21 protein-coding genes and 1 tRNA gene are annotated in these 23,755 nt (G+C 63.9%); 12 read left to right on the top strand and 10 right to left on the bottom strand.

Going from position 1 to position 23,755, the window contains the following annotated elements:
- Position 1 precedes the first annotated feature (1 nt).
- Genes ACSQ3S_RS20980 through ACSQ3S_RS20960 form a run of 5 tightly spaced genes read left to right on the top strand, consistent with a single transcriptional unit; the run spans position 2 to position 5,534 of the window.
- Positions 2–1,546 (top strand): sugar ABC transporter ATP-binding protein, encoded by a 1,545-nt coding sequence (locus tag ACSQ3S_RS20980; protein WP_436143631.1) that lies wholly within the window; start codon positions 2–4, stop codon positions 1,544–1,546.
- Positions 1,539–2,570: an ABC transporter permease gene (locus ACSQ3S_RS20975; protein ID WP_436143630.1), complete on the top strand. Its 1,032-nt coding sequence runs from the start codon at positions 1,539–1,541 to the stop codon at positions 2,568–2,570. Before ACSQ3S_RS20980 ends, ACSQ3S_RS20975 begins: the two co-directional genes overlap by 8 nt.
- Positions 2,567–3,556 (top strand): galactofuranose ABC transporter, permease protein YjfF, encoded by a 990-nt coding sequence (gene yjfF / locus ACSQ3S_RS20970; RefSeq protein WP_176651438.1) that lies wholly within the window; start codon positions 2,567–2,569, stop codon positions 3,554–3,556. Before ACSQ3S_RS20975 ends, yjfF begins: the two co-directional genes overlap by 4 nt.
- A gap of 23 nt (positions 3,557–3,579) precedes the next feature.
- On the top strand, positions 3,580–4,539 hold the full coding sequence (locus tag ACSQ3S_RS20965) for a glycoside hydrolase family 43 protein (RefSeq protein WP_436145058.1): 960 nt from the start codon (positions 3,580–3,582) through the stop codon (positions 4,537–4,539).
- Positions 4,540–4,595: 56 nt separating this feature from the next.
- Positions 4,596–5,534, top strand: coding sequence for a LysR family transcriptional regulator (locus ACSQ3S_RS20960; protein ID WP_176651437.1), 939 nt, complete (start codon positions 4,596–4,598; stop codon positions 5,532–5,534).
- On the opposite strand, the gene ACSQ3S_RS20955 is transcribed toward ACSQ3S_RS20960, so the two are convergent.
- On the bottom strand, positions 5,531–5,860 hold the full coding sequence (locus ACSQ3S_RS20955; RefSeq protein ID WP_176651436.1) for a four-helix bundle copper-binding protein: 330 nt from the start codon (positions 5,858–5,860) through the stop codon (positions 5,531–5,533). The two genes, ACSQ3S_RS20960 and ACSQ3S_RS20955, sit on opposite strands and share 4 nt — an antisense overlap.
- A gap of 142 nt (positions 5,861–6,002) precedes the next feature.
- Between ACSQ3S_RS20955 and ACSQ3S_RS20950 the strand changes: the two genes are divergently transcribed.
- Entirely contained in the window at positions 6,003–6,941 is a 939-nt protein-coding gene (locus ACSQ3S_RS20950) for a bifunctional helix-turn-helix transcriptional regulator/GNAT family N-acetyltransferase (RefSeq protein WP_436143629.1), read from the top strand.
- 64 nt (positions 6,942–7,005) lie between these two features.
- The gene (locus ACSQ3S_RS20945) at positions 7,006–9,420 is read left to right on the top strand and encodes a penicillin acylase family protein (protein WP_436143628.1); all 2,415 of its coding nucleotides are present in this window, start codon (positions 7,006–7,008) and stop codon (positions 9,418–9,420) included.
- A 7-nt stretch (positions 9,421–9,427) separates the two neighbouring features.
- Here the strand turns inward: ACSQ3S_RS20945 and ACSQ3S_RS20940 are convergent, their stop codons facing one another.
- The 6 genes from ACSQ3S_RS20940 to ACSQ3S_RS20915 form a co-directional block, all read right to left on the bottom strand.
- Entirely contained in the window at positions 9,428–11,632 is a 2,205-nt protein-coding gene (locus tag ACSQ3S_RS20940; protein WP_436143627.1) for an OsmC domain/YcaO domain-containing protein, read from the bottom strand.
- A gap of 40 nt (positions 11,633–11,672) precedes the next feature.
- Complete coding sequence (locus ACSQ3S_RS20935; protein ID WP_436143626.1) at positions 11,673–12,899, bottom strand: acyltransferase family protein; 1,227 nt, start codon at positions 12,897–12,899, stop codon at positions 11,673–11,675.
- 130 nt (positions 12,900–13,029) lie between these two features.
- The gene (locus ACSQ3S_RS20930; RefSeq protein ID WP_436143625.1) at positions 13,030–13,530 is read right to left on the bottom strand and encodes a VOC family protein; all 501 of its coding nucleotides are present in this window, start codon (positions 13,528–13,530) and stop codon (positions 13,030–13,032) included.
- A gap of 71 nt (positions 13,531–13,601) precedes the next feature.
- On the bottom strand, positions 13,602–14,360 hold the full coding sequence (locus ACSQ3S_RS20925; protein WP_436143624.1) for a LytR/AlgR family response regulator transcription factor: 759 nt from the start codon (positions 14,358–14,360) through the stop codon (positions 13,602–13,604).
- On the bottom strand, positions 14,348–15,412 hold the full coding sequence (locus tag ACSQ3S_RS20920; RefSeq protein WP_436143623.1) for a sensor histidine kinase: 1,065 nt from the start codon (positions 15,410–15,412) through the stop codon (positions 14,348–14,350). Before ACSQ3S_RS20920 ends, ACSQ3S_RS20925 begins: the two co-directional genes overlap by 13 nt.
- Positions 15,413–15,431: 19 nt before the next feature.
- Positions 15,432–17,066: a Na+/H+ antiporter gene (locus tag ACSQ3S_RS20915; RefSeq protein WP_176651428.1), complete on the bottom strand. Its 1,635-nt coding sequence runs from the start codon at positions 17,064–17,066 to the stop codon at positions 15,432–15,434.
- A 112-nt stretch (positions 17,067–17,178) separates the two neighbouring features.
- Here ACSQ3S_RS20915 and ACSQ3S_RS20910 point away from each other — a divergent pair.
- From ACSQ3S_RS20910 to ACSQ3S_RS20900, 3 genes are all read left to right on the top strand, one after another.
- A tRNA-Gly gene (locus tag ACSQ3S_RS20910) sits at positions 17,179–17,254 on the top strand.
- Positions 17,255–17,411: 157 nt separating this feature from the next.
- A complete protein-coding gene (locus ACSQ3S_RS20905; RefSeq protein WP_176651427.1) occupies positions 17,412–18,374 on the top strand; it encodes a chemotaxis protein in 963 nt (320 codons plus the stop codon).
- 123 nt (positions 18,375–18,497) lie between these two features.
- A complete protein-coding gene (locus ACSQ3S_RS20900) occupies positions 18,498–19,079 on the top strand; it encodes a DJ-1/PfpI family protein (protein ID WP_176651426.1) in 582 nt (193 codons plus the stop codon).
- Here the strand turns inward: ACSQ3S_RS20900 and fghA are convergent, their stop codons facing one another.
- Positions 19,080–19,925: an S-formylglutathione hydrolase gene (gene fghA, locus ACSQ3S_RS20895; protein WP_436143622.1), complete on the bottom strand. Its 846-nt coding sequence runs from the start codon at positions 19,923–19,925 to the stop codon at positions 19,080–19,082.
- An 85-nt stretch (positions 19,926–20,010) separates the two neighbouring features.
- On the opposite strand from fghA, the gene ACSQ3S_RS20890 reads away from it, so the two are divergent.
- Positions 20,011–21,198 (top strand): cation:proton antiporter, encoded by a 1,188-nt coding sequence (locus ACSQ3S_RS20890; protein WP_436143621.1) that lies wholly within the window; start codon positions 20,011–20,013, stop codon positions 21,196–21,198.
- Position 21,199: 1 nt separating this feature from the next.
- Positions 21,200–22,318: a YbdK family carboxylate-amine ligase gene (locus ACSQ3S_RS20885; RefSeq protein WP_176651423.1), complete on the top strand. Its 1,119-nt coding sequence runs from the start codon at positions 21,200–21,202 to the stop codon at positions 22,316–22,318.
- Positions 22,319–22,323: 5 nt separating this feature from the next.
- Here the strand turns inward: ACSQ3S_RS20885 and ACSQ3S_RS20880 are convergent, their stop codons facing one another.
- On the bottom strand, positions 22,324–23,316 hold the full coding sequence (locus tag ACSQ3S_RS20880; RefSeq protein ID WP_176651422.1) for a gamma-glutamyl-gamma-aminobutyrate hydrolase family protein: 993 nt from the start codon (positions 23,314–23,316) through the stop codon (positions 22,324–22,326).
- 114 nt (positions 23,317–23,430) lie between these two features.
- Positions 23,431–23,622 carry a hypothetical protein gene (locus ACSQ3S_RS20875; RefSeq protein WP_436143620.1) on the bottom strand — a complete coding sequence of 64 codons (192 nt, stop codon included), beginning with the start codon at positions 23,620–23,622 and terminating at the stop codon, positions 23,431–23,433.
- Between the last annotated feature and the right edge of the window lie 133 nt (positions 23,623–23,755).

Genomic DNA, 23,755 nt, shown 5'->3' with positions numbered 1-23,755 from the left:
GATGAGTACTTTATCTTCGCCGGTCCTTGAGCTGCGGGGGATCAGCAAGTCTTTCCCTGGCGTGAAGGCTTTGAGCGGCGTGGCGCTGAACCTGTATCCGGGCGAGGTGCATACGCTGATGGGACAGAACGGAGCCGGCAAGTCGACCCTGATCAAGGTGCTGACCGGTGTGTACACGCCCGACGCGGGGCAGATCCTGTTGGAAGGGACGCCGATACAGCCTGCTTCCACGCTGGAGGCTCAGAACCTGGGCATCAGCACCGTTTATCAGGAAGTGAATCTTTGCCCGAATCTGTCGGTGGCCGAGAATATTTTCATCGGCCGCTATCCGCGCAAACTGGGCCGCATCGACTGGCGCGGCATGCAACAGCAGGCCACCTCGCTGCTGGAGCGGATGCAGATACGGATCGACGTGACGCAGCCGCTGGCGCGCTATCCGCTGGCGATTCAGCAGATGGTGGCGATTTCGCGGGCATTGCTGGTGTCGGCCAAGGTGCTGATATTGGACGAGCCGACTTCCAGCCTCGACGAGAAGGAAGTGGAGCTGTTGTTCAGCGTCCTGCGTGGCCTGCGCGAGCAGGGCATGGCGATTCTGTTTGTGACGCACTTCCTGGACCAGACCTATGCGATCTCGGACCGCATCACGGTCATGCGCAACGGCGAGCGGGAAGGCGAGTACGCCTGCAGCGAGCTGTCGCGGCTTGAGCTGGTGAATAAGATGGTGGGCGCGCCCGCCGGCGACACAGCAGCAGAATCCGCAGCCGAACCAGCCGCCGCGGCTCCGTCGTCGGCCGCCGCGACGTCGAAGCTGCCGGCCTTCCTTCGCGCGCTCGGGCTGGGACGCAAGGGGGCGCTGGCGCCGATGGATATCGAACTGCGTCAAGGCGAGCTGCTGGGCCTTGCCGGCCTGCTGGGCTCCGGCCGCACCGAGGCGGCACGCCTGCTGTTCGGCGCCGACCGCGCGGACAGCGGCACCATCTCCATCGACGGCAAAGACCACAACTTCAACTCCCCGCGCGACGCCATCGCCGCAGGCATCGGCTTCTGTTCGGAAGACCGCAAGCATGAAGGCGCCGTCCTGGAACTCTCTGTGCGCGAAAATCTGATCCTCGCATTACAGGCCCGCCTCGGCATCATGCGCGCCATCCCGATGAAGCGTCAGCAGCAGCTGGCCGAGGATTACGTCAAGGCGCTCGGCATCAAGACCGCCAGCATCGAGACTCCGATCGGCACGCTCTCCGGCGGCAACCAGCAAAAGGTACTGCTGGCGCGCTGGATGGCCACCGAACCGAAAATGCTGATCCTGGACGAGCCGACGCGCGGCATCGACGTGCGCGCCAAGCAGGAGATCATGGACTACGTAACGGCCTTGTGCCGCAAAGGTATGGCGATATTATTCATTTCATCCGAGCTGCCGGAAGTACTGCGCTGCAGCGACCGCATCATCGTCATGCGGGACCGCAAGGCCGGCGGCGAATATCCACGCGGTGCGCTGGACGAAACGTCGGTGCTGCATGTGATCGCGGCGGGAGACGCGCATGAATAACCTGTTCCGTCCCCTGGCCGCGCTGGCGGCCCTGTTGCTGATCGACCTGCTGCTGGTGCCGGGCTTCTTCCATCTCGAGATCAAGGACGGCCACCTGTACGGCAGCCTGATCGACATCGCCAACCGCGCGGCGCCTCTGGTGCTGGCCGCGTTGGGCATGACGCTGGTGATCGCCACGCGCGGCATCGATATCTCGGTCGGCGCGGTGGTCGCGATCAGCGGCACCGTGGCGGCCATGCTGATCGGCGGCACGATGGTGATGCAGAACGGCGTACCCGAATACGTCGCCAATACGCCGATGGGCTGGGCCTTGTGCGCGGCCATGGGTGCTGCGCTGCTGTGCGGCGCCTGGAACGGCCTGCTGGTGGCGGGGCTGGGTCTGCAGCCCATCGTCGCGACGCTGATCCTGATGGTGGCGGGGCGCGGCCTGGCGCAGCTGCTGACGGACGGCCAGATCGTCACCGTCTACTACAAGCCGTTCTTCTTCCTGGGCAGCGGTTACCTGTTTGGACTGCCGTTCTCGCTGTTCATCGTCGCCGCCGTGTTCCTGGTCACCGCGCTGTTGATGCGCAAGACCGCGCTTGGCCTGTTCATCCAGGCGGTCGGCATCAATCCGGTGGCCGCCCGGCTGGCCGGCTTGAAGACGGCGGTGCTGATCTTCTTCGTCTACGTATTCTGCAGCGCCTGCGCCGGATTGGCAGGCCTGATGATCAGCGCGAATATCAAGAGCGCGGACGCCAACAACGCCGGCCTGCTGCTGGAGTTGGATGCGATCCTGGCGGTCACGCTGGGCGGCACCTCCCTCGCGGGCGGTAAATTCAGCCTGGCCGGCAGCGTGATCGGTGCGCTGATCATCCAGACGCTGACTTACACGATCTATTCGCTCGGCTTGCCGCCGGAGATCAATATGGTGGTCAAGTCGGTGGTGGTATTCCTGGTCTGTCTGTCGCAGTCGGCCGAATTCAAGAACATGTGGCGTGCTATTCGCACGAATGGCACGAATGTAAAAGGCAAGGCAGCATGAGCACGATGATTAAAAGCGGGCGCGCCTGGATGGCGTCGCCATATTTCACTTCGCTGGTCACGGTCGGGCTGTTGATCGTGTTGCTGGGCGCCGGCGGCTTCGCCTATCCCGGCTTCCTGTCGTTGCAGGTGCTGTTCAATCTCTTGATCGATAACGCCTTCTTGCTGGTGATCGCCGTCGGCATGAGCTTCGTCATCCTCTCCGGCGGCATCGATCTGTCGGTCGGCTCGGTGCTGGCGCTGACGACGATGGTTTCCGCCACGCTGCTGCAAAGCTGGCACCTGCCGCCGCTGCTGGTGATCGCCATCGTGCTGGTGCTGGGCGCCGGCTTCGGCGCGGCGATGGGCGCGATGATCCATTACTTCAAGCTGCAGCCTTTCATCGTCACGCTGGCGGGCATGTTCCTGGCGCGCGGCCTGTGCTACCTGATCAGCATTAACTCGATCACCATCGACGATCCACTGTACGTGGCGATGTCGCAAACCCAGTTGCCGATACTGGGCGGCTTCATCTCGCCCGGCGCGCTGATCGCGCTGCTGACACTGGCCGCAGCCATCTACGTCGCCCACTGCACGCCGTTCGGACGCGCCATCTACGCGGTCGGTGGCAACGAGCAGTCGGCGCTGATGATGGGCTTGAGGGTAGGGCGCACCAAGGTGCTGATCTACGCCTTCAGCGGCTTCTGCGCCGCGCTGGCGGGCGTGCTGTTCTCGTTCTACATGTTGTCCGGCTATGGCCTGCATGCGCAGGGCACGGAACTCGATGCCATCGCCGCCGTGGTCATCGGCGGCACGCTGCTGAGCGGCGGATACGGCTACGTGGCCGGTTCGCTGTCCGGCGTGCTGGTACTGGGCACCATCCAGACGCTGATCGCCTTCGACGGCACGCTCAGCTCGTGGTGGACCAAGATCGTCATCGGCGGCCTGCTGTTCGTATTCTGCGTCGTGCAGCGCCTGATGGCGATGGGCGCCGCATCAAAAAAATAATACCGGAGATAGCCATGAGGAATATGATCAAACGCGCCGCCGTTGCTGCTGGTGCCGCCGCCTTATTGACGGCGGCCGGTGCGCAGGCGGCCAATCCATTGTTCCCCAAGCTGTTCACCGCCGATCCGTCGGCCTACGTGGACAACGGCACCGTCTACCTGTACGTCGGCCATGACGAGGCCGCGTCAAAAGGCCGCGACTACTTGATGAAGGAATGGCGCGTCTACAGCAGCTGCGACATGAAGAACTGGACCGACCGCGGCTCGCCGCTGCAGGCCTCGACCTTCAAGTGGGCCAAGGGCCAGGCCTGGGCGGCCGACGTCACCAAGCGCGACGGCAAATACTATTTCTATTCGACGGTAGATCACGCGACGATACCGGGCTTTGCCATCGGCGTCGCCGTTTCCGACAGCCCCACCGGTCCCTTCGTCGACGCGCGCGGCTCGGCACTGGTCACCAACGACATGACGCGGCAAACGGCGATCACCTGGGACGACATCGACCCGGCCATCTTCCAGGACGACGACGGCCAGGCTTATCTCTACTGGGGCAACACGGTGCTGAAGTATGCGAAGCTGAAGCCGAACATGACCGAGTTGGACGGCCCGATCCAGACCGTCGGCATGGACATGTTCACCGAGGCGTCCTACCTGCACAAGCATAACGGCACATACTATTTATCCTATTCGCGCAACTTCCCCGAGGAGACGGCGTACATGACGGGGCCCAGCGCCACCGGCCCATGGCAGTACCGCGGCACGATCATGTCGAAGAACGCCAAGGTCAAGACCATCCACCAGGCCATCATCGACTTCAACGGCAAGTCCTACATCTTCTATCACAACGCCAAGCTGCCCGGCGGTGGCGAGTACCGCCGTTCGGTGGCGGTGGAGGAGTTTGCATACAACGCCGATGGCACTATCCCGTTCATCAAGCAGACCGCGGAAGGCCCGGCCGCCAACCCCAGCCCGGCATGCAAGTGATAACTAAACAGTCGGTATCCTGTTCTTCTCAATACTGATTGTGATATCATTTTTCCATGGAAACTAACCCGAACTGGTTCTTGCGCGCGCGCCTCAAAACGCGCCAGCTGCTGCTGCTGATCGCGCTCGACGAACAACGCAATATCCACCGCGCCGCCGAAGAGCTGCACATGACCCAGCCCGCCGCGTCCAAGCAGCTCAAGGACCTGGAGGAGATGCTTGGCGTGCAGCTGTTCGAGCGCCTGCCGCGCGGCATGGAGCCGACCATCTACGGCGAGACGATGATACGCCACGCGCGCATGGCGTTGACCAGCCTCTCGCTGGCGCATGAGGACATCGTCGCCATCAAGGCCGGCTTGAGCGGACAGGTGGACATCGGCACCATCATGACGCCGGGGATCGCGCTGCTGCCGCAGGCGATCACCAAGACCAAGCAGCAGGCGCCCAAGCTGCGCATCGGCGTCGAGATGGAACAGTCCAACATCCTGCTGGAGCAGCTGCAGCGCGGGCGGCTGGATTTCATGATCGGCCGCATTCCCGAACGGCAGAGCGCCGAGGGCCTGAGCTACGAAGAACTGGGCGACGAGCCGGCGTGCGCCGTGGTGAGGCCCGGCCATCCGCTGCTGAAGGCGCGCAACCTGACGCTGCGCGACATCGCCAACCAGCCGTGGATACTGCCGCCGCAAGGCAGCATCCTGCGTGCGCGCTGCGAGCTGATGTTCCGCCGCGCCGGCCTCGAAGTGCCGGTCAACGTGGTCGACACCACGGCCGTGCTGCTGATTAAACCGCTGCTGCAGCAGACGGACGCGCTCAACGTCATGCCGATCGCGGTCGCCAAATATTATGAGTCGCAGAATGTGCTCAACATCCTGCCGATCGAACTGCCGTGCCGCATGGATGCCTACGGCATCGTCACGGTGGATGGCCACATCATGTCGCCGGGCGCGGAACTGCTGCTGAAGGCTGTGCGCGAAGTGGCCAAGGAACTCTACTAAGCCATCATCTTGTGGCAGGTGTGCTCGCAGGCTTCGCAGGCGCGGGCGCATTCCTCCATGCCGTCCAGTTCCAGGCAGCTCAGTGCGCAGGCATGGCAGATGTCCGCGCACAGCGCGCACAGGCGCGGCGCGTACGGCGATCCGCTCAATTGAAGGTTGGCGCAGGACTCGCAGATGCTGGCGCAATCCATCATCAGCCGGAAGTGCTCCGGCTCGACGTGGCGTCCGCCTACTTGCAGGCAGTGGGTGAGTGCGGTCTGCAGGCAGGCCTGGTGGCAGTTGGCGCAGGCGTCTATGCAGTCCTGCATGTCGGGAGCTGATTCCATGGCGGTTCCTTTCAGGGAGAAGACCATCCTATGCCCGCGCGCGGCCGGATTCTGTGCGTTGCCTAACCTCGCAGGCATGATGTTGTTGACTCAGTCAACTATATATTGCAAAATGGCTGGACTTTCCTAGTCGGAGTTTGCAATGGCTGTCCCTGCTTTCGACGACCGCGTTGCCGCGGTCCGTTCCTTCAACCGTTTTTTCACGCGCCAGATCGGCGTGCTGCGCGAAGGCCTGCTGCACAGCGAATACACGCTGACCGAGATGCGCGTGCTGTATGAACTGGCGCATCACGGCGACCAGCCCGCCGCCACGCTGGGCCGAGACCTGGGACTGGATCGCGGTTACCTGAGCCGCATCCTGGCCAAGTTCGAGGCCGCCGGCATGGTGGCCAAGGTGCCGTCGGCCACCGACGGCCGCACCAAGCTGCTGCACATGACCGGGCATGGCCATGCCGTGTTCGAGCCGTTCGACCGCCGCTCGCGCGAGGAGGTGGGCGACCTGCTTGGCCGCTTCGACGAATCCGACCAGCTGCGCATGCTCGACGCGATGCGCACCATCCAGCAGGTGCTCGATTCAGGTGGCGGCATGAAGTACGCCCAGCCCTTCGTGCTGCGTGCCCACCGGCCTGGCGACATGGCGTGGATCACGCGTCGCCACGGCGAGATGTACACGGCGGAGCAGGGCTGGGACGCCAGCTTCGGCACGCTGGTCGGCCAGATTTGCGAGGACTTCGAACGCAACTTCGATCCGGCGCTGGAGCACTGCTGGATCGCCGAGATGGGCGGCCAGCCGGTCGGTTCGATCGCGCTGGTGCGCAGCGGCGAGGAAGGCGTGGCCAAGCTGCGGCTGTTGCTGGTGGACGAGCAGGCGCGCGGCTACGGCCTGGGATCGCGGCTGGTGGACGAGTGCCACCGCTTCGCGCGCGCCGCCGGCTACCGCAGGATGCGGCTGTGGACCACCGACCAGCAAAAAGAGGCGCGCCAGATCTACCGTAACAAAGGCTACGTGCTGGTGGGCGAGGAGCCGGTGCATGCCTTCGGCCAGGACATGGTCAACGAGACCTGGGAGCTTGAGCTCTAGACAGTGGACTGCAAAGCCGGTTCTCTGGCACTATCCCGATACTTCTACGAATAACGGGGATGCTATGCAAAAGAACAGGCTGGCGGTATGGTCCGGGCGTGTCTTGTTGGCCGCGGTGGGATTGCTGGTGCTGGCCGCTGCGGCGGCCTGGCTGTATTTGCGCGGCAGCCTGGCGCAGCTCGACGGGACGCGGCAAGCCGCCGGCCTGGAAACCACGGTCAGCGTGGCGCGCGACGAGCACGGCGTTCCATTGATCAGCGGCGGCAGCCGGCTCGATGTGGTCTATGCCACCGGCTTCGTGCACGCGCAGGAGCGCTACTTCCAGATGGATCTGCTGCGCCGCGTGTCGGCCGGCGAATTGTCCGAACTGTTCGGCGAGCGCGCGCTGCCGCTCGATAAATCCCACCGCCTGCACCGCTTCCGCGCCCGCGCCGAGCTGGCGCTGAAGACCATGCCGGCCGCCGATCTTGCGTTGCTGGAGCGTTACACGGCGGGCGTCAATGCCGGCCTGGGCGCCTTGAGCGCCAAACCGTTCGAGTATGCGCTGATAGGCTTGCCGCCGCGCGCCTGGTCCGCCGCCGACTCGCTGCTGGTTATCTGGGCCATGTACTTCGACCTGCAAGGCGGCCAGGAGCCGCGTGAACTGGCGCGCGGCTGGTTCAAGGACCACGCCACCGAAGAGCAGCGCGCCTTCCTGGCGCCCGAGTCCACGCAGTGGGATGCGCCGCTCGACGCGCAGTCCATCGCCGCCGGCGAAGTCGCGATACCGGCGGCGGCGCCTGCCTGGTGGGGTATGCCGAAAGCGTCCGGCGCGCAGACGCTGACCGATCCGAAAGTGGCGGCGGCCGAATTCCTCAACACGGTGGGCAGCAACAACTGGGCGGTGGCGGGCAGCCGCAGCGACAGCGGCGCGGCCATCGTCTCGGACGATATGCACCTCGGCATCCAGCTGCCGGCGATCTGGTACCGCGCCGCGCTGCAGTTCCCGGACGGGAAGGGCGGCCAGCGCCGCATCGTCGGGGTCACGCTGCCCGGCACGCCGGCGGTGGTGGTCGGCAGCAATGGCCACGTGGCCTGGGGCTTCACCAACAGCTACGGCGACTACCTGGACCTGATCGCGCTAGATACCGATGCCGCCAAGCCCGGCCAGGTGCGCACGCAGGCCGGCTGGGAAACGCCGGCGGTGCACAATGAAACGATACTCATCAAAGGCGCGCCGGCGCAAACGCTGGCGGTGCGCGAAACCTCGCTCGGTCCGATCCGCGTGGCGATGGGCCGCAGCTACGCGATCCACTGGGTGGCCCACACGACGGCAGCCGTCAACCTCAATGCGCGCAAGCTGGAGTTTGCCGATACACTGGACCAGGCGCTGGCGATCGCGCCGACGATGGGCATCCCGGCGCAGAACTTCGTCGCCGGCGACGACAAGGGCAATATCGGTTGGACCATCGCCGGCCCGCTGCCGCGCCGCGCACCGGCCGGTGTGGCGGCCACCTATCCGCTGAGCGCGGACGACCAGGCCGGCGTGTGGACCGGCTGGCTGACGCCGGAGGAATATCCGAAAATCGTCAATCCCGCCGGCGGCCAGCTGGCCACGGCCAACAGCCGACAGTTGGCGAACGCCGGCGCGGAACTGCTGGGCGACGGCGGCTTCGATCTTGGCGCGCGCACGCACCAGGTCCGCGACGACCTGACCGCGCTGGGCGCCAAAACCGATGTGAAAAAAGCCTACGCGATCACGCTGGACGACCGCGCCGTGTTCCTGACGGCATGGCACGAGCGCGCCATCGCGGCGCTGGACGCCAAGGCCGTGGACGGGCATCCGAAGCGCATCGAAGCGCTGAAGCTGCTGAAGGACAGCTGGAGCGGCAGGGCCAGCGTGGATTCGGTCGGCTACCGCATCACGCGCGCCTACATGTACGCGCTGCACGACATCCTGTTCGAAAGCGCCAACGAGGAAATGGCCAGGATCGATGCGAAGGCCAACATGGCGTCGGTGACGTCGCGCTGGCCGGTGGTGCTGGCGCGCTTGCTGGACCAGCAGCCGGCGGGCTGGCTGCCGCCGCAGTACGCCAACTGGCAAGCCTTGCAGCTCGCCGCGCTGGACCGCGCGATCGGCAACCTGACCAAGGACGGCCAGCCGCTGTCGGCCGCGACCTGGGGCCAGCGCAACACGGCGGCCAGTGCGCATCCATTCGCGGCGGTGGTGCCGGTGCTGGGCAAGTACCTGAAGGTAGCGCCGGACATGCTGCCGGGCGACCAGCACATGCCGCGCGTCTCGGGGCCGTCGTTCGGCCAGTCGGAACGGCTGACGGTGTCGCCGGGCCACGAGGAACAGGGGATATTCAATATGCCCGGAGGGCAGAGCGGCCATCCATTGTCGCCATACTTCCTTGATGGCCGCGGCGACTGGGTCAGCGGGCGTGAGACGCCTCTGCTGCCCGGACCGGCGCAGCATACGCTGACGTTTGTGAAGTGATCCGACCCTAGCTGGAGGTGGCCGCTGCCTTGGCCCGCGCCGCGTGCAGCTTTTTGTAGCTGTCGATCAGGCGCTCATGCCGGTCGAGCCCCTCCAGCTTGATGCTGGTTGGCGTCAAGCCAAAGAAGCGCACGCTGCCGTCCACAGAGCCCATCACCGCGTCCATCCGAGGGTTGCCATACATCCGGCGGAAATTGACCTCGTAGTCGTCCAGTTCCAGCTCGTCGTCCAGCTCGACCTCCAGCACCACATTCAAGGCCTGATAAAACAATCTGCGCTCGGCCGTGTTGTCGTTGTACTGGAGGAAGGCCTCGACCAGTTCCTGCGCCTCTTCAAACTGCTGCAGGGCGAGATGTATCAGCAACTTCAACTCCAGCACCGTCAGCTGGCCCCAGTCCGTATTCTCGTCAAATTCGACGCCGATCAATGTGGCGATGTCGCCGTAGTCATCCAGCTCGTTGTTCTCCAAACGATCAAGCAGCGCCTCCAGGCTGGCATCGTCCAGGCGGTGCAAGTTCAGGATATCGGCGCGGAACAGCAGCGCCTTGTTGGTGTTATCCCAGACCAGATCGTCCACCGGATAGACTTCCGAATAACCCGGCACCAGGATGCGGCAGGCGGTGGCGCCCAGATCGTCATACACCGCCATGTACGCTTCCTTGCCCATGTCCTTCAGAATGCCGAACAAGGTCGCGGCTTCCTCGGCGTTGGAGTTCTCGCCGTGGCCGGAGAAATCCCATTCGACAAAATCGTAATCGGCCTTGGCGCTGAAGAAGCGCCACGACACGATGCCGCTGGAATCGATGAAGTGTTCGACAAAGTTGTTCGGCTCGGTCACGGCGTTGCTGGCGAAGGTAGGCCGAGGCAAATCGTTCAGGCCTTCAAAGCTGCGGCCCTGCAGCAATTCCGTCAGGCTGCGTTCCAGCGCCACCTCCAGGCTTGGGTGCGCGCCGAACGAGGCAAACACGCCGCCGGTACGCGGGTTCATCAAGGTCACGCACATCAACGGGTACACGCCGCCCAGCGACGCATCCTTCACCAGCACCGGAAAGCCTTGCTCTTCCAGGCCCTGGATACCGGCCAGGATGCCGGGGTATTTCGCCAGCACTTCCTGCGGCACATCCGGCAAGGCGATTTCGCCTTCAATAATTTCGCGCTTGACCGCGCGTTCGAAAATCTCCGACAGGCATTGAACCTGCGCTTCGGCCAGCGTGTTACCGGCACTCATGCCGTTGCTGACGTAGAGATTCTCGATCAGGTTGGACGGGAAGTAGACCACCTCACCGTCCGACTGCCGCACATACGGCAACGAACAGATGCCGCGCTTCACATTGCCGGAGTTGGTGTCGATCAGGTGCGAACCACGCAGCTCGCCGTCGGGATCGTAAATCTTCCGGCAGTATTCATCGAGGATTTCAGGCGGCAGCGCGTCTTTGCGGCCAGGCTTGAACCAGCGCTCGTTCGGGTAGTGGACGAAATCGGCGTTGGCGATGTCCTCGCCCCAAAACGCACCCGCGTAGAAGTGGTTGTTATTCAGTCGCTCGATATACTCGCCCAGCGCCGACGCCAAAGCGCTTTCCTTGGTCGCGCCCTTGCCGTTGGTGAAGCACATCGGCGAGTGCGCGTCGCGGATGTGCAGCGACCACACATTGGGAACAATGTTGCGCCACGAAGCGATTTCGATCTTGATGCCCAGGCGCGCCAACACGCCCGACATATTGGCGATGGTTTGTTCCAGCGGCAGATCCTTGCCCGGAATATAGGTGCTCGCATCGGAATCCGGATTCAGCGTCAGCAACGCCTGGGCGTCGGCATCCAGATTCGCTACCTCTTCAATCACGAACTCGGGGCCGGCCTGCACCACTTTTTTCACTGTGCAGCGGTCGATGGAGCGCAGGATGCCCTGACGGTCCTTGGCGGAGATATCCTCCGGCAGCTCGACCTGGATCTTGAAAATCTGCTGGTAACGGTTTTCCGGATCAACAATATTATTCTGCGACAGGCGGATATTTTCGGTTGGAATATTGCGAGTTACACAATACAACTTCACGAAGTAAGCCGCGCACAAGGCCGATGACGCCAAAAAATAATCGAACGGACCGGGCGCCGAGCCATCGCCCTTATAGCGGATGGGCTGGTCGGCGACCACCGTAAAATCATCGAACTTGGCTTCGAGACGTAGCTTGTCGAGAAAGTTGACCTTAATTTCCATGGGGTAATCCTAAACTGTGCGCAAAATGATCTGGGCGCTATTATCCGTTGTTTAGGCCGTATGGCATAGGTTGTTGAGCGCCCTCCAGGGCAGGCGACATCGATACGGAGGTGCGCGGGGCCTTCCCCAATCCGAACAGCGGGCGCAGTACGGCGACGCGGCGGACCACTTCGAATATGCCGAAGCTGAGGACAAAGGTCAGCACGATCAGCACCGCGCCTTCAACGCCGGGCGCCATCTTCACCGGCTTGAGCGTGTGCGCCATGCCGACGATCAGCGTCTGGTGCAGGATGTAGACCGGGAACACGGCTTCGGTCAGGTAGCGGCGCTTGGCGCTGTCGAAGGCCAGGTGGCGATGGCCGAAGCCGCAGATAGCCATGATCGGCGCCCACTGGCCGATGCAGAAGACCAAGCGCCATACCGGCTTCAGTTGCGCGACGAGCGGCAGGTCACCCATCGATTCAGGCATCAGGTGCAGGCAGGTCACCACCGCCCAGCTGCCCAGCCACAGCGCCAGGCTGGTCCAGCGCAGCTTGTCGACGTTGGCCCAGAAGCCGTTTTGCATCGCCAGCATGGCGCCCATCATGAACAGGAAGAAGTAGTGGGCGTGGTTGTACCAGTCGTTGACCAGGGCGTGGGTGGCCGGGAAGCTTTCGACCAGCGCATAGCGGACGATGAACAGCACCAGCACCGGCAGCACGATGATTTTCCAGCCGTTCAGCAGGCGGCCCAGCTTGTCGGACCATGATTGCAGGCGCGCGGCGCCGGCCAGCACGGCGATCGCGCCGATCACCATCGTGTAGGCCCACAGGTAGACGACGAACCACAGGTGGTTCCAGGTCGGCAGGTCGAGGCAGTGGCCATCCTTGCAGAAGCCGTGGTAGCCCTGGATATACAGGCGCATGAAATTCAGGTAGCTGCCGGCGTAGTTCAGCTTTTCCACCACTTCAAAGTACGACTGCGGCGGCACGATGACCAGCATGCCGAACACCAGCGGCACCAGCAGGCGCCAGCTGCGCTGCTTGAGCAGCGCGCCGACGCGGACCTTCTTCAGCATGAAGGCGGTGGCGACGCCGGAGATCATGAACAGCAAGCCGAGGCGCCACGGCGAGGATAACAGCATCAGCGGCTCGATGGCGTCGCTGGCGTAGGGGCTTTTGACGTGCCAGTCCCACGTCACGTAGTACATCCCGGTGTGATAAAAAATCAGCACGAAGAAGGCGAAGATGCGGATCCAGTCGAGGAAGTAGAGGCGTTGATTATTCATTGCAAGCTCCTTTTTAATGTAGCCAGATTAGCCACACCCGCCTCCAGGGTCCAGCATCATGGGGCGAAATGGGAGCCGGATGGGGCGAATCGGGCCGGGCAGGGGCTTGCAGGGGTTTGCAATAAGCAGGTCAGGCAGCGGCGTAAGCTTTCTTCAAGGCCGCGAGGTCGAGCTTTTTCATCGTCATCAAAGCGCTCATCACGCGGCCGGCTTTTTCGGCGTCCGGGTCCATCAGCATGGTCGGCAGCGCCGTCGGCACAACCTGCCAGGACAGGCCGAATTTATCGGCCAGCCAGCCGCATTGCTGGGCTTCGGGCGCGCCGCCTTCCGACAGGCGGTCCCAGAAATGGTCGATCTCCTCCTGGCTTTCGCAATTGACGACGAACGACACCGCCGGCGTGAACTGGAACACCGGACCGCCATTCAGCAGCGTGAACTTCTGGCCGTCCAGTTCCAGCGCGACGGTCATCGCGCTGCCGGGCGGCTGGCCGTGCTGCTCCTTGCCGGCCTCGGTGTAGCGGGCGATGTGACAGATCTTCGAGTTGCGGAAAATGCCGACGTAATATTCGGCCGCTTCTTCCGCCTGGCCGGAGAACCACAGGAAGGGGGTGATCTTTTGAAGACTGTGCATGTCATTGCTCCTGATCGATGTAGACGGCGCCTGCTGTCCGGGCGCAGGCCGGCCCTTTGCTGCCGAAAAGCCTAGCAGGATGGCGGTCGCTCCGGCGCACGGATGGGCGATTGCGGAGCCTGCAAACGATCCATGACTTCGGCGCGGTACTGGCGCGAACAGGGCACGCGCGCGCCGCTGCGCAGCACCAGTTCGCTGTCGCCCTTGTCGAGGTTTTGCACGCCGGCGATCCAGTCCAGCTGCACCGCCGCGCGGCGATGGCAGCGCTGGAAGCGCGGGCCGAGCTTGTCGACCAGGCCGGCCAGCGTCTGGCGCATCAGCGGCTGGGCGTCGGCGGTATGCAGCACGACGTAGTTGTCGGCCGTTTCTATCCACTGGATCTGCTCGACCTTGACGATGCGCGTGCCGCCGCGCTCGGGGATCAGCAACTGGCTGATGGCGGGCAGCGGATGCACGGCCGGCGTGTTCTGGGGATGCGCCAGCCGTTCGCGCACGCGCTGCAGCGCGCGTTGCAGGCGCTGCTGGTCGTAGGGCTTGAGCAGGTAGTCGACGGCGTTGGCGTCGAAGGCCTGGATCGCATACTGGTCGTAGGCGGTGACGAACACCACCAGCGGCGCCGGTGACGGCAGCGAGGCGGCGACGTCCAGGCCGCTGACTTCGGGCATCTGGATGTCCAGCAGCAGCACGTCGGGCGCGAAGGCAGGCAGGCGCTCAAGCGCTTCGACGCCGTCGCGCGCTTCCTCGATGGCGGTGATGCCGGGCTCCTGTTCCAGCAGGCGCCGCATCTTGTCGCGTGCGGGGCGCTCGTCGTCGACGATCAGGATACGCATGGCAGCCGCATTTCTGCCCGCACACCGGCGGGCGACAGTTGGATCAGATCGAAGGAAGCGCCGGCGCCGTACAGCGTGGACAAGCGCTCCCGCAGGTTGCGCACGCCGATGCCTCCGGAGGCCGATGCGCCGTCGGCAGGCAGCATGCCGCCGTCGTCTTCCAGCCGCAGCACCATGGCATCCTGTTCGCGGCTGGCGGAAATCGCGATGGACGTCGCCTGGCGATGTTTTTCGACGGTGTGCTTGAAGATATTCTCCAGTAGCGGCTGCATGCTCATCACCGGGACCTGACAGCCCAGCAGCGCGTCGTCGATGTGCCAGGCGATGTGCACGCGGTCGGAAAACCGTTCCGCCATCAACGCCGCATAGCCGCGCAGCAGGCGCAGCTCCACTTCCAGCGGCACGCTGGGCTTGCCACTGACGTCGAGCGTGGTGCGCAGCACGTCGGCCAGCTGGATCAGCATGGCGTCGGCGCGCATCACGTCGCTGTGCATCAGCGACGATATCGTATTGAGGGCATTGAACAGGAAGTGCGGCTGCATCTGCTGCGTGAGCGTCAGCAGCTGGGCTTCGCGCATCGCCGCGTTGGCGCGTTCGACGCGCAGCTTTTCGTTCTGCATGGCGTGATAGGACAGCACGCCGAACATGATGGTGGTGAAGATGCTGAAGTACACCGTCATCTTGATGTCTTCGTACAGAAAGGTCTGCGGCCACGGCATGTGCGTGTAGGTTTGCCCGGCCATCGCATATACCGCGTGGCGGATGCCGAAGGCCACCGGCACGAACACCACCCAGTAGATCGGCAGCCACGCCAGCTGGCGCGCGAACCAGCGCACCGGCGCATGCAGCAGGTAGTCGTACTTGCGGGTGAAGTGGCGCTGCAACAGCAGCAGCATGGTGCCGGTCAGCGCCGACGACGATTCCCACACGATCGGCTTCCACACCTCGTGGTGATGGTCGCGCAGGTATTCCTGCACGGCGGTGGTATTCATCAGCACCCAGAACAAGATCCAGGCGACGGCGATGGTGATTTGGGTGCGTTTTGGCAGCATGGCGATATGGGGTATGGGCCTAGCGGTAGCGCGCTTCCATCAAATCGATTTCCCGCACCAGCTTGCGCGAGATTTCGTCGGAGATGCGGTCGTGCCGCGCCAGTTCCCACACGGTGTGGCGCTCTGCCTCCAGCGCGGCCAGCCGCAGTTCCTTTTCGGCGTGGTCGGTCTTGCGCCAGGCGGCGTCGTTTTCCGGATCGACTTCCTTCAGCTTGTGTTCATAGAAGGCGATCACCCGCGCCGCCGCTTCGGGATAGGCTTCCGGATCGATGCAGGTCTCTGCCTCCATCAGGGCGACCTGCGTGTGCTCGATGGCGGCGATGGCGGCGTTGGCCGCTTCGCGCCGCGCCAGGTCTTCTTCCTGCTGTTCCTCGGGTTCGGCCGGGAAGGTCATGCCGCCCAGCAGGCGCGGCAAGCCAAGGCTGGCGACCAGCAGCGACACCAGGATCACCGAACAGGCCAGGAAAATGGTCAGCGCGCGGGCCGGAAAGGGAGAGCCGTCCGGCATCGTCAGCGGCAACGTCAGCACGCCCGCCAGCGTGATCGCGCCGCGCGCGCCGGCCAGCGTGGTGGCCAGCAGCAGCCGCAGCTTGATCTTCATGCGCGGCTGGTGGCGCATCTTCTGCTTGTAGATGGTCAGCCGCAGCGAGGCCCATACCCACAGCATGCGCATCACCAGCAGGCCGACGTTGATGGCGACGGCATACACCGCCAGCCACCACGGATTCAGGTGGCCGCTTTCCTCGATCGACGCGCTGGCGCCCTTGAACACGTCCGGCAACTGCTCGCCCAGCAGCACGAACATGATGCCGTTCAGCGCGAACTGCACCGTGTCCCACACAGCGGAGCGCTGGATGCGGGTGTTGGCCAGCGCGTGGCCGCTCAGTTCCACGTAGCTCATGGTGATGCCGGCCGCCACCGCCGCCAGGATGCCGGAAGCGTGCAGACGCTCCGCCACCAGGTAGGCGCCGAACGGCAGCAGCAGGTTGACCAGGATGGGCGAGCCGACCGGTTCGCCGAAATGGCGGGTCAGCCAGCGCTGCACCCAGGTAACCACCCACGTCACGCCGACGCCGGCGGCGATGCCGGCCACCACCAGCCAGACGAAGGTGAGAGCGGCGGTGCCGACCGAGAACGCGCCGGTCAGCGCGGCGGCCACGGCGAAGCGGAAGCACACCAGGCCGCTGGCGTCGTTCAGCAGCGATTCGCCCTCCAGGATGTGCATCAGGCGCTTGGGGATGGGCGTGGTGGCGGCGATCGAGCTGACGGCGACCGGATCGGTCGGCGAGATGATGGCGGCCAGCGCGAAAGCCACCGGCAGCGGCATGGCCGGGATCAGCCAGTGGATCAGGAAGCCGGCGCCGATGACGGTGAAGATCACCAGCCCCAATGCCAGTTCGAGGATGGTGCCCTTGTCGCGCAGCAGGCCGCTCTTGGGGATGCGCCAGCCGTCCAGGAACAGCAGCGGCGGCAGGAAGACCAGGAAGAACAGGTCCGGCTCCAGGTCCACGCCACGGGTCGACTTGGCGGCGATCAGCGCGCCGAGGGCGATCTGCACGATAGGCAGCGGCACCGCGCGCGGCAGCAAACGGGTCAGGTAGGCGCTCGCCACCACCGCCAGCAGCATGATCAGCACGACTTCGATAGAATCCATTCCTGTCCTAAATCAAGTAAACGATGGCAAGCTTACACTATCGGCCATTTTGCAAAAAGTTGGCGATATGCACTAGTAAAACGGAAATCTTTCTGTCATAATTCTTGCCTCTGCGGGAGTAGCTCAGTTGGTAGAGCGCAACCTTGCCAAGGTTGAGGTCGAGAGTTCGAGACTCTTCTCCCGCTCCAGAATTCGGTAGCAAATCAAAAGGAAGCCTGCGGGCTTCCTTTTTTGTTGTATGCGGTGCTTTAAATCAAGATCGCCGCCGTCAAAAAGTGACGTATGTCTAGTGCAAACGTTATACTTGAAACGCTATGGAAGCTACCACCGACGGAGACGAAATCTATGAAATCAGTTCAGCAGGAAGTTGATGAGCGCAGTAATCTGACCAACTCCAATAAATTCGAACTGCTACTGTTCCGCCTGGGCGGCGACGCCAACGGCGAACATTCCGAGTTGTTCGGTATTAACGTCTTCAAAATCCGCGAAATCGTCGCGATGCCGGAAGTCACCGCAGTGGCCGGATCCGCGCCGCACATGCTGGGCGTCGTCAATCTTCGCGGACAAATCATCACGGTGCTCGATTTGCCAGGCATCGTCGGTGTGACCCCAAAAACTGGTCTGAACATCATGCTGGTCACCGAGTTCGCCCGCACCACGCAAGCGTTTGCGGTGGAATCGGTGGAAGAAATCGTCCGCCTGGACTGGAGCCAGGTGCTGACCGCCGAAGGTACCGCGGGCGGCAAGGTCACGAGTATCGCCCGTGTCGACGGCGACGTGCAGAACACCCGCCTGGCGCAAGTGCTGGACGTGGAAACCATCCTGCGCGAGCTGGTGCCGCCGGAAGGCAAGGACGTCGATCCTGAAACCATCGGGCCGAAAGTGCTGCTGAAGGCCGGCGCCGTGATCCTGGCGGCCGACGATTCGGTGGTCGCGCGCAACCTGATCGAAAAGGGTCTGGAAGCGATGGGCGTGCACTTCATCATGACCAAGTCCGGCAAGGAAGCGTGGGACCGCCTGCAGCACATCTCCGACGGCGCCAAGGCCGAAGGCGTGCCGATCAGCGACCGCGTGGCCATGGTGCTGACCGACCTGGAAATGCCGGAAATGGACGGCTTCACGCTGACCCGGCTGATCAAGCAGGATGCGCGTTTCTCCAAGATCCCCGTGGTGATCCACTCTTCGCTGACGGGCAAGACCAACGAAGACCACGTCAAGGGCGTGGGCGCGGATGCGTACGTGGCCAAGTTCTCGGCCGAGGACCTGGCCGGCACCATCCGCACCGTGCTGGGCAACGCCGCCGCGTAATCTCAGGGCATAAGCACGACGGGCGCAAAGCGCGTCAGCGCGAACAAGGGTAGTATCGGAGGGCCGTGACGGCGACGTCGCGGCCCTCCGTTTTTTTACGCTTGTTTTTCGAAAGGATATACCGTGGCAGCTAAGAAAATACTGTTTTTGACGGGCGACTTTGCGGAAGATTACGAGACCATGGTGCCGTTCCAGGCGCTGCAGATGGTCGGGCATACGGTGCATGCCGTCTGTCCCGGCAAGGACGCCGGCGACACCATCAAGACCGCCATCCACGACTTTGAAGGCGACCAGACCTATACTGAAAAACCCGGCCACCTGTTCGCGCTGAACGCCGCATTCGCCGACGTCGACGTGGCCCAGTACGATGCGCTGATGATCGCCGGGGGAAGGGCGCCGGAATACCTGCGGCTCAATCCGCGCGTGATTGAAATCGTTCAGCAGTTTGCTGCGGCGTCGAAGCCGATTGCCGCCGTATGCCACGGCGCGCAGGTGCTGGCGGCGGCCGACGTCATACGCGGCAAGACGATTTCCGCGTATCCCGCGTGCTCGCCGGAGGTCAAGCTGGCCGGCGCGAACTATGCCGACATCGCGGTCGACCAGGCGGTCACCGACGGCATCTTCGTCACCGCGCCGGCCTGGCCCGCGCATCCCGCGTGGCTGGGGCAGTTCCTGCAGCGCCTCGGCACGGAGATCAAACTGTAGCTATAGCGCGGCGAGACAGCGCGCATGGAAGCGGATGTGGTCTTCCATGAACGTCGAGATGAAGTAGTAGCCGTGATCGTAACGCGCATGCCGCCGCAGTTCCAGCGGCTGCGCGGCGTTGCGGCAGGCCGCCTCGAACACTTCCGGATACAGCTGCTCGGCCAGGAATTTATCCCCCAGTCCCTGGTCGATCAGTATGCCGGCCGGGAAGGGCGTCTGCAGGCGCGCCATCAGCAGGCTGGCGTCGTGCTGTTCCCACGCCGCCGTGTCCTCGCCCAGGTAGGCGCTGAAGGCCTTCTTCCCCCACGGGCACATCGATGGCGCCGCGATCGGCGCAAACGCCGAGACGGAGCGGAACACGTCCGGCCGCTTGAGCGCCAGCGTCAGCGCGCCGTGGCCGCCCATCGAATGGCCGAAGATGCCGATGCGTTCTCCATCGACCGGCAGTTCGCTCACCACTAGTTCGCGCAGTTCGTGGAGGTAGCTGTCCATGCGATAGTGCGCGGACCACGGCTCCTGCGTCGCGTCCAGGTAGAAGCCGGCGCCGACGCCGAGATCCCAGTTGTCCGTTTCGCCGTCGACGCCAGCGCCGCGCGGGCTGGTGTCCGGCGCGATCAGTATCAGTCCCGCTTCCGCCGCGGCGCGCTGTGCGCCGCCCTTGATCATGAAAGTCTCTTCGTTGCAGGTCAGGCCGGCCAGGTAGAACAGCGCCGGCACGCGGCGTTCCGCCGCCTCGACCGGAATGAAAACGGCGAAGCGCATCGGCAGGCCGATCTCGCGCGATGCATGGCGATAGAAGCGCTGCACGCCGCCAAAACAAGCGTGTTCACTGATTAATTCGAGCATGTTGGTTCCTTATGTTCCTTAGCGCACAGTGACAGCGCCGGTAATTGTTCAGAATTGTACAAGTATCTTTAAAAAGGAGAAGTACATGCCGGATATTCAGGTCATCATGACCGAACTAGGCTGGCCATTAGCGATCGCGGTGGCCTGGCTGACAGGTGAATTCCTGCACCGTTGGACCCGTCTGCCCCGCATCAGCGTTTACGGGCTGGTTGGCTTTTTGCTGGCGCAGGCGTTTCCCGCCGCGTTGAGCAGCGGCGCATCGAGCACGGTGACATTGCTGGCCAACCTGGCCTTTGGACTTATCCTGTTTGAATTCGGCTATCGCATCAACCTGCACTGGCTGCGCATCAATCCATGGATCGCCGTCAGTGGCCTGGCCGAATCGGCCGCCACGTTCGGCGCGGTCTACCTGATCTCGCACCTGACCGGCATGCCGCCGCTGACCTCATTGCTGCTGGCGTCGCTGGCGATGTCGACCTCGCCGGCCGGCGTGCTGCGCGTGATTAACGAAGAGGACAGCTCGGGGCAGGTGACCGAGCGCGTGCTGCACCTGGTCGCGATCAACTGCGTGCTGGCGGTGTTCGTGTTTAAGGTGGTGGTCGGCTTCTGGGTGTTCCAGACTTCCGGCAGCCTGACGCAGGCCGTGTCGCACAGCCTGATCGAGCTGCTGGTGTCGGCCGCGCTGGGCGCGGTGTTCGGCTTCCTGGTGCCCGCCGTGCTGCGCCGTCTCGGCGCGCTGGCGCAGGACGGCACCATCGCTTTCGCGCTGGGCGTGATCCTGCTGGTGGCGATGGCGCATGCCTTCGACGTCTCGCCGGTGCTGGCGACGCTGACCTTCGGCCTGGCCGCGCGCCACAGCCGCGTGGCCTTCAGCCGCACCGAGCGCAATTTCGGCGGCATCGGCGAACTGCTGACGGTGCTGCTGTTCGTGTTCGCCGTCTCCACGCTGGAATGGGAGCGCGTGGTCGACGGCGCGGGCCTCGGCCTGGTGCTGCTGCTGGCGCGCTTTGTGGTCAAGGCCGGCGCGGTGGCGGCATTCGCCAAGGTGAGCGGCATTTCGTGGCGCAAGGGACTGTTGACCGGCATCGCGCTGTCGCCGATGTCGGTGTTTGTCATCCTGCTGCTGGAGCAGACTAAATACATGGGTATCGTGCTGGTCGACGAACTGGCCGCGCTGGCGGCAATGACGCTGCTGCTGGAAGTGATCGGCCCCGTCATCACTCAGCGCGCGCTGATCTGGGCCAACGAAACCCCGGCTAAAGAGGAGCATTAACATGCCATTGGAACCATTCAAATCATCGCAGCCGCTGACCATGGGCGTCGAGCTGGAACTGCAACTGGTCAGCCTGTCGGACTTCGACCTGACCGCGTCCAGCCCGGACCTGCTGCACCTGTTGGCGCGCAAGCCATTCCCCGGCAACGTCACGCCGGAAATCACCGAGAGCATGATCGAGATTAACAGCGACGTGCACACCAACCACTCGGAACTGGTGGCGCAGCTGCAGGTGATCCGCGACACGCTGGTGCAGGCAGGCGAACAGCTCAACATCGGCATCTGTGGCGGCGGCACGCATCCGTTCCAGAAATGGTCGGAGCGGCGGATTTTCTCCAAGCCGCGCTTCAAGGAAGTGTCCGAGCTGTATGGCTACCTGGCCAAGCAGTTTACGATCTTCGGCCAGCACGTGCACATCGGCTGCGCCTCTGGCGACGACGCCTTGTTCCTGCTGCATTCCCTGAGCCGCTACGTGCCGCACTTTATCGCGCTGTCGTCATCGTCGCCTTACGTGCAGGGCAACGACACGCTGTTCAATTCGGCGCGGCTGAATTCCGTGTTCGCCTTCCCGATGAGCGGCCGCGCGCCGTTCATGCAGCACTGGTCCAGCTTCGAGCACGAGTACTTCGCGAAGATGGAACACACCGGCGTGATCAAGAGCATGAAGGACTTTTACTGGGACATCCGGCCGAAGCCGGAATTCGGCACCATCGAACTGCGCGTGTGCGACACGCCGCTGACGGTGGAACGGGCGGCGGCGTTGGCCGTTTATCTGCAGGCGCTGTGCCGCTACCTGCTGGAGCGCCGCGAGGAAGCGCCGGCCGAGGATGACTACCTGGTCTACAACTACAACCGCTTCCAGGCCTGCCGCTTCGGGCTCGATGGCACGCTGGTGCATCCGAAGACCTACGAGAGCCTGTCGCTGCGCGAAGACATCCTGACCACGCTGCGCAAGATGGAGCCGCACGGCGCCGCGCTGGGCGGCACGGCGGGCCTGCAGCACCTGGTGCAGGTCACGCACGAGGGCAGCGACGCGCACTACCTGCGTCAGCAGTTCGACCGCAGCGGCAGCGCCGAAGGCATGGTGGACGCGGCGATCCAGCGTTTCCGCGGGCATTGACTAGTCTAGAACCGCGTCTCGCGCGCGACGCGCAGGAAGTTGTCGAGGATGGCGGTGCAGTCGAGCAGTTCGACGCCGCCGGCGCGGTGGAACTCAGGATGCCATTGCAGGCCCATGACGAAGGGCGCCTTGCGGTAGCGGATCGCCTCGACCATATTGTCCGGCACCGACAGCGCCTCGACCGACATGTCGCGCCCCAGCGTCTTGACGGCCTGGTGGTGGATGGAGTTGACGGTCCCGCTGCTCTTGCCCCGGAATAGCTTGGCCAGCGAGGAGCCGGCCGGAAAGCTGATGTCGTGGCGGTTGCGGTCGTAGGCATCGTTGACGTGGGCCAGCGAATCGGGCACGTCGGAGGCGATGTCCTGGTACAGCGTGCCACCGAAGGCCACGTTGATCAGCTGGCAGCCGCGGCAGATGCCCAGCACCGGCTTGCCGGCCTCGATGAACTCATGCAGCAGTTCCAGCTCGTACATGTCGCGCGCGCGGTCGCCGCCCCATTCCGGCCGGGTCGGCGTTTCCGAGTAGCTCTGCGGCGAGACGTCGGCGCCGCCCTGCAGCACCAGGCCGTCGAGGTGGCGGGCGTAGTCGCGCAGGCGGATGTTGGAGGGGTGGAGAAGACCGTCGGTATTGACGGTCGGGATCATGAACACCAGCACGTCGCGCGACATCACCCACTGCGCGATGGATTCCTCGAGATACTGCAGGTTCTTGCTGCGCAGGCCGGTCGCTCCCGGCTCCGGGTGAAAGATCCGCGCCGACACGCCGATGTGCAGCGGCCTCTGGATGATGTGTCGCGTGGCCGCCGCCGCGATGCGGCGATAGCGCGCCATGATGACGCGGCCCCACAGGCTGAAGACGGTATCGCCCGGATCCAGGTAGCGCGGCGTGCCGGTGTCCTGGTAATCCTTGCGGGCTTGTTTGCGGCGATCGCCCTGGTCGCCGCTGCGTCGGTGCGGGGTATTCTGCTGCGGTTCTTGATCGTCTGGCCCTGCGCTCATGCGCACCCCTAGTGTTGATTGGTATGGCGAAGTGTGCCATAGGTGGCGTTCTGTTGTCGCCCGCTTAGCGGGCTGCGGCGCCGGCGGACCAGGCGCCGGGCGCCGCTTCCGGCCCTACCTGGATTTCGCGCCGCCGCCCTGTTTGGCGCCGGAGGTGCTGGACGAGGCCTTGCCGCCGGACGCAACCGACTGGCTGTTGCCTTTGGCGCCGCCGCCGCTGTTGCCGGCCGACGAAGATTTCGCGCCCTTGGCTTCCTGCACGCTGCTGTTGCCGCCGTTTTTGCCGGCCTGGGTGGGTTTGCTCATGATGTGCTCCGATGGGGAGAGGCGCTTTTAAACGATGGCAAGCGCATGGCCATGAATGAAGCATAGATGGCTTATCAAAAACCGGCTGTAGGAGGCACGCCCGCGCTCGTGTAGGCAAGGCGAACTCGGGCAT

This window comes from Duganella sp. LjRoot269, from assembly GCF_964254095.1.
Lineage (GTDB): Bacteria > Pseudomonadota > Gammaproteobacteria > Burkholderiales > Burkholderiaceae_D > Rugamonas > Rugamonas hordei.
Note: the sequence above shows the minus strand (reverse complement) of the source record. Positions and strands in the feature narration are given on the sequence as shown.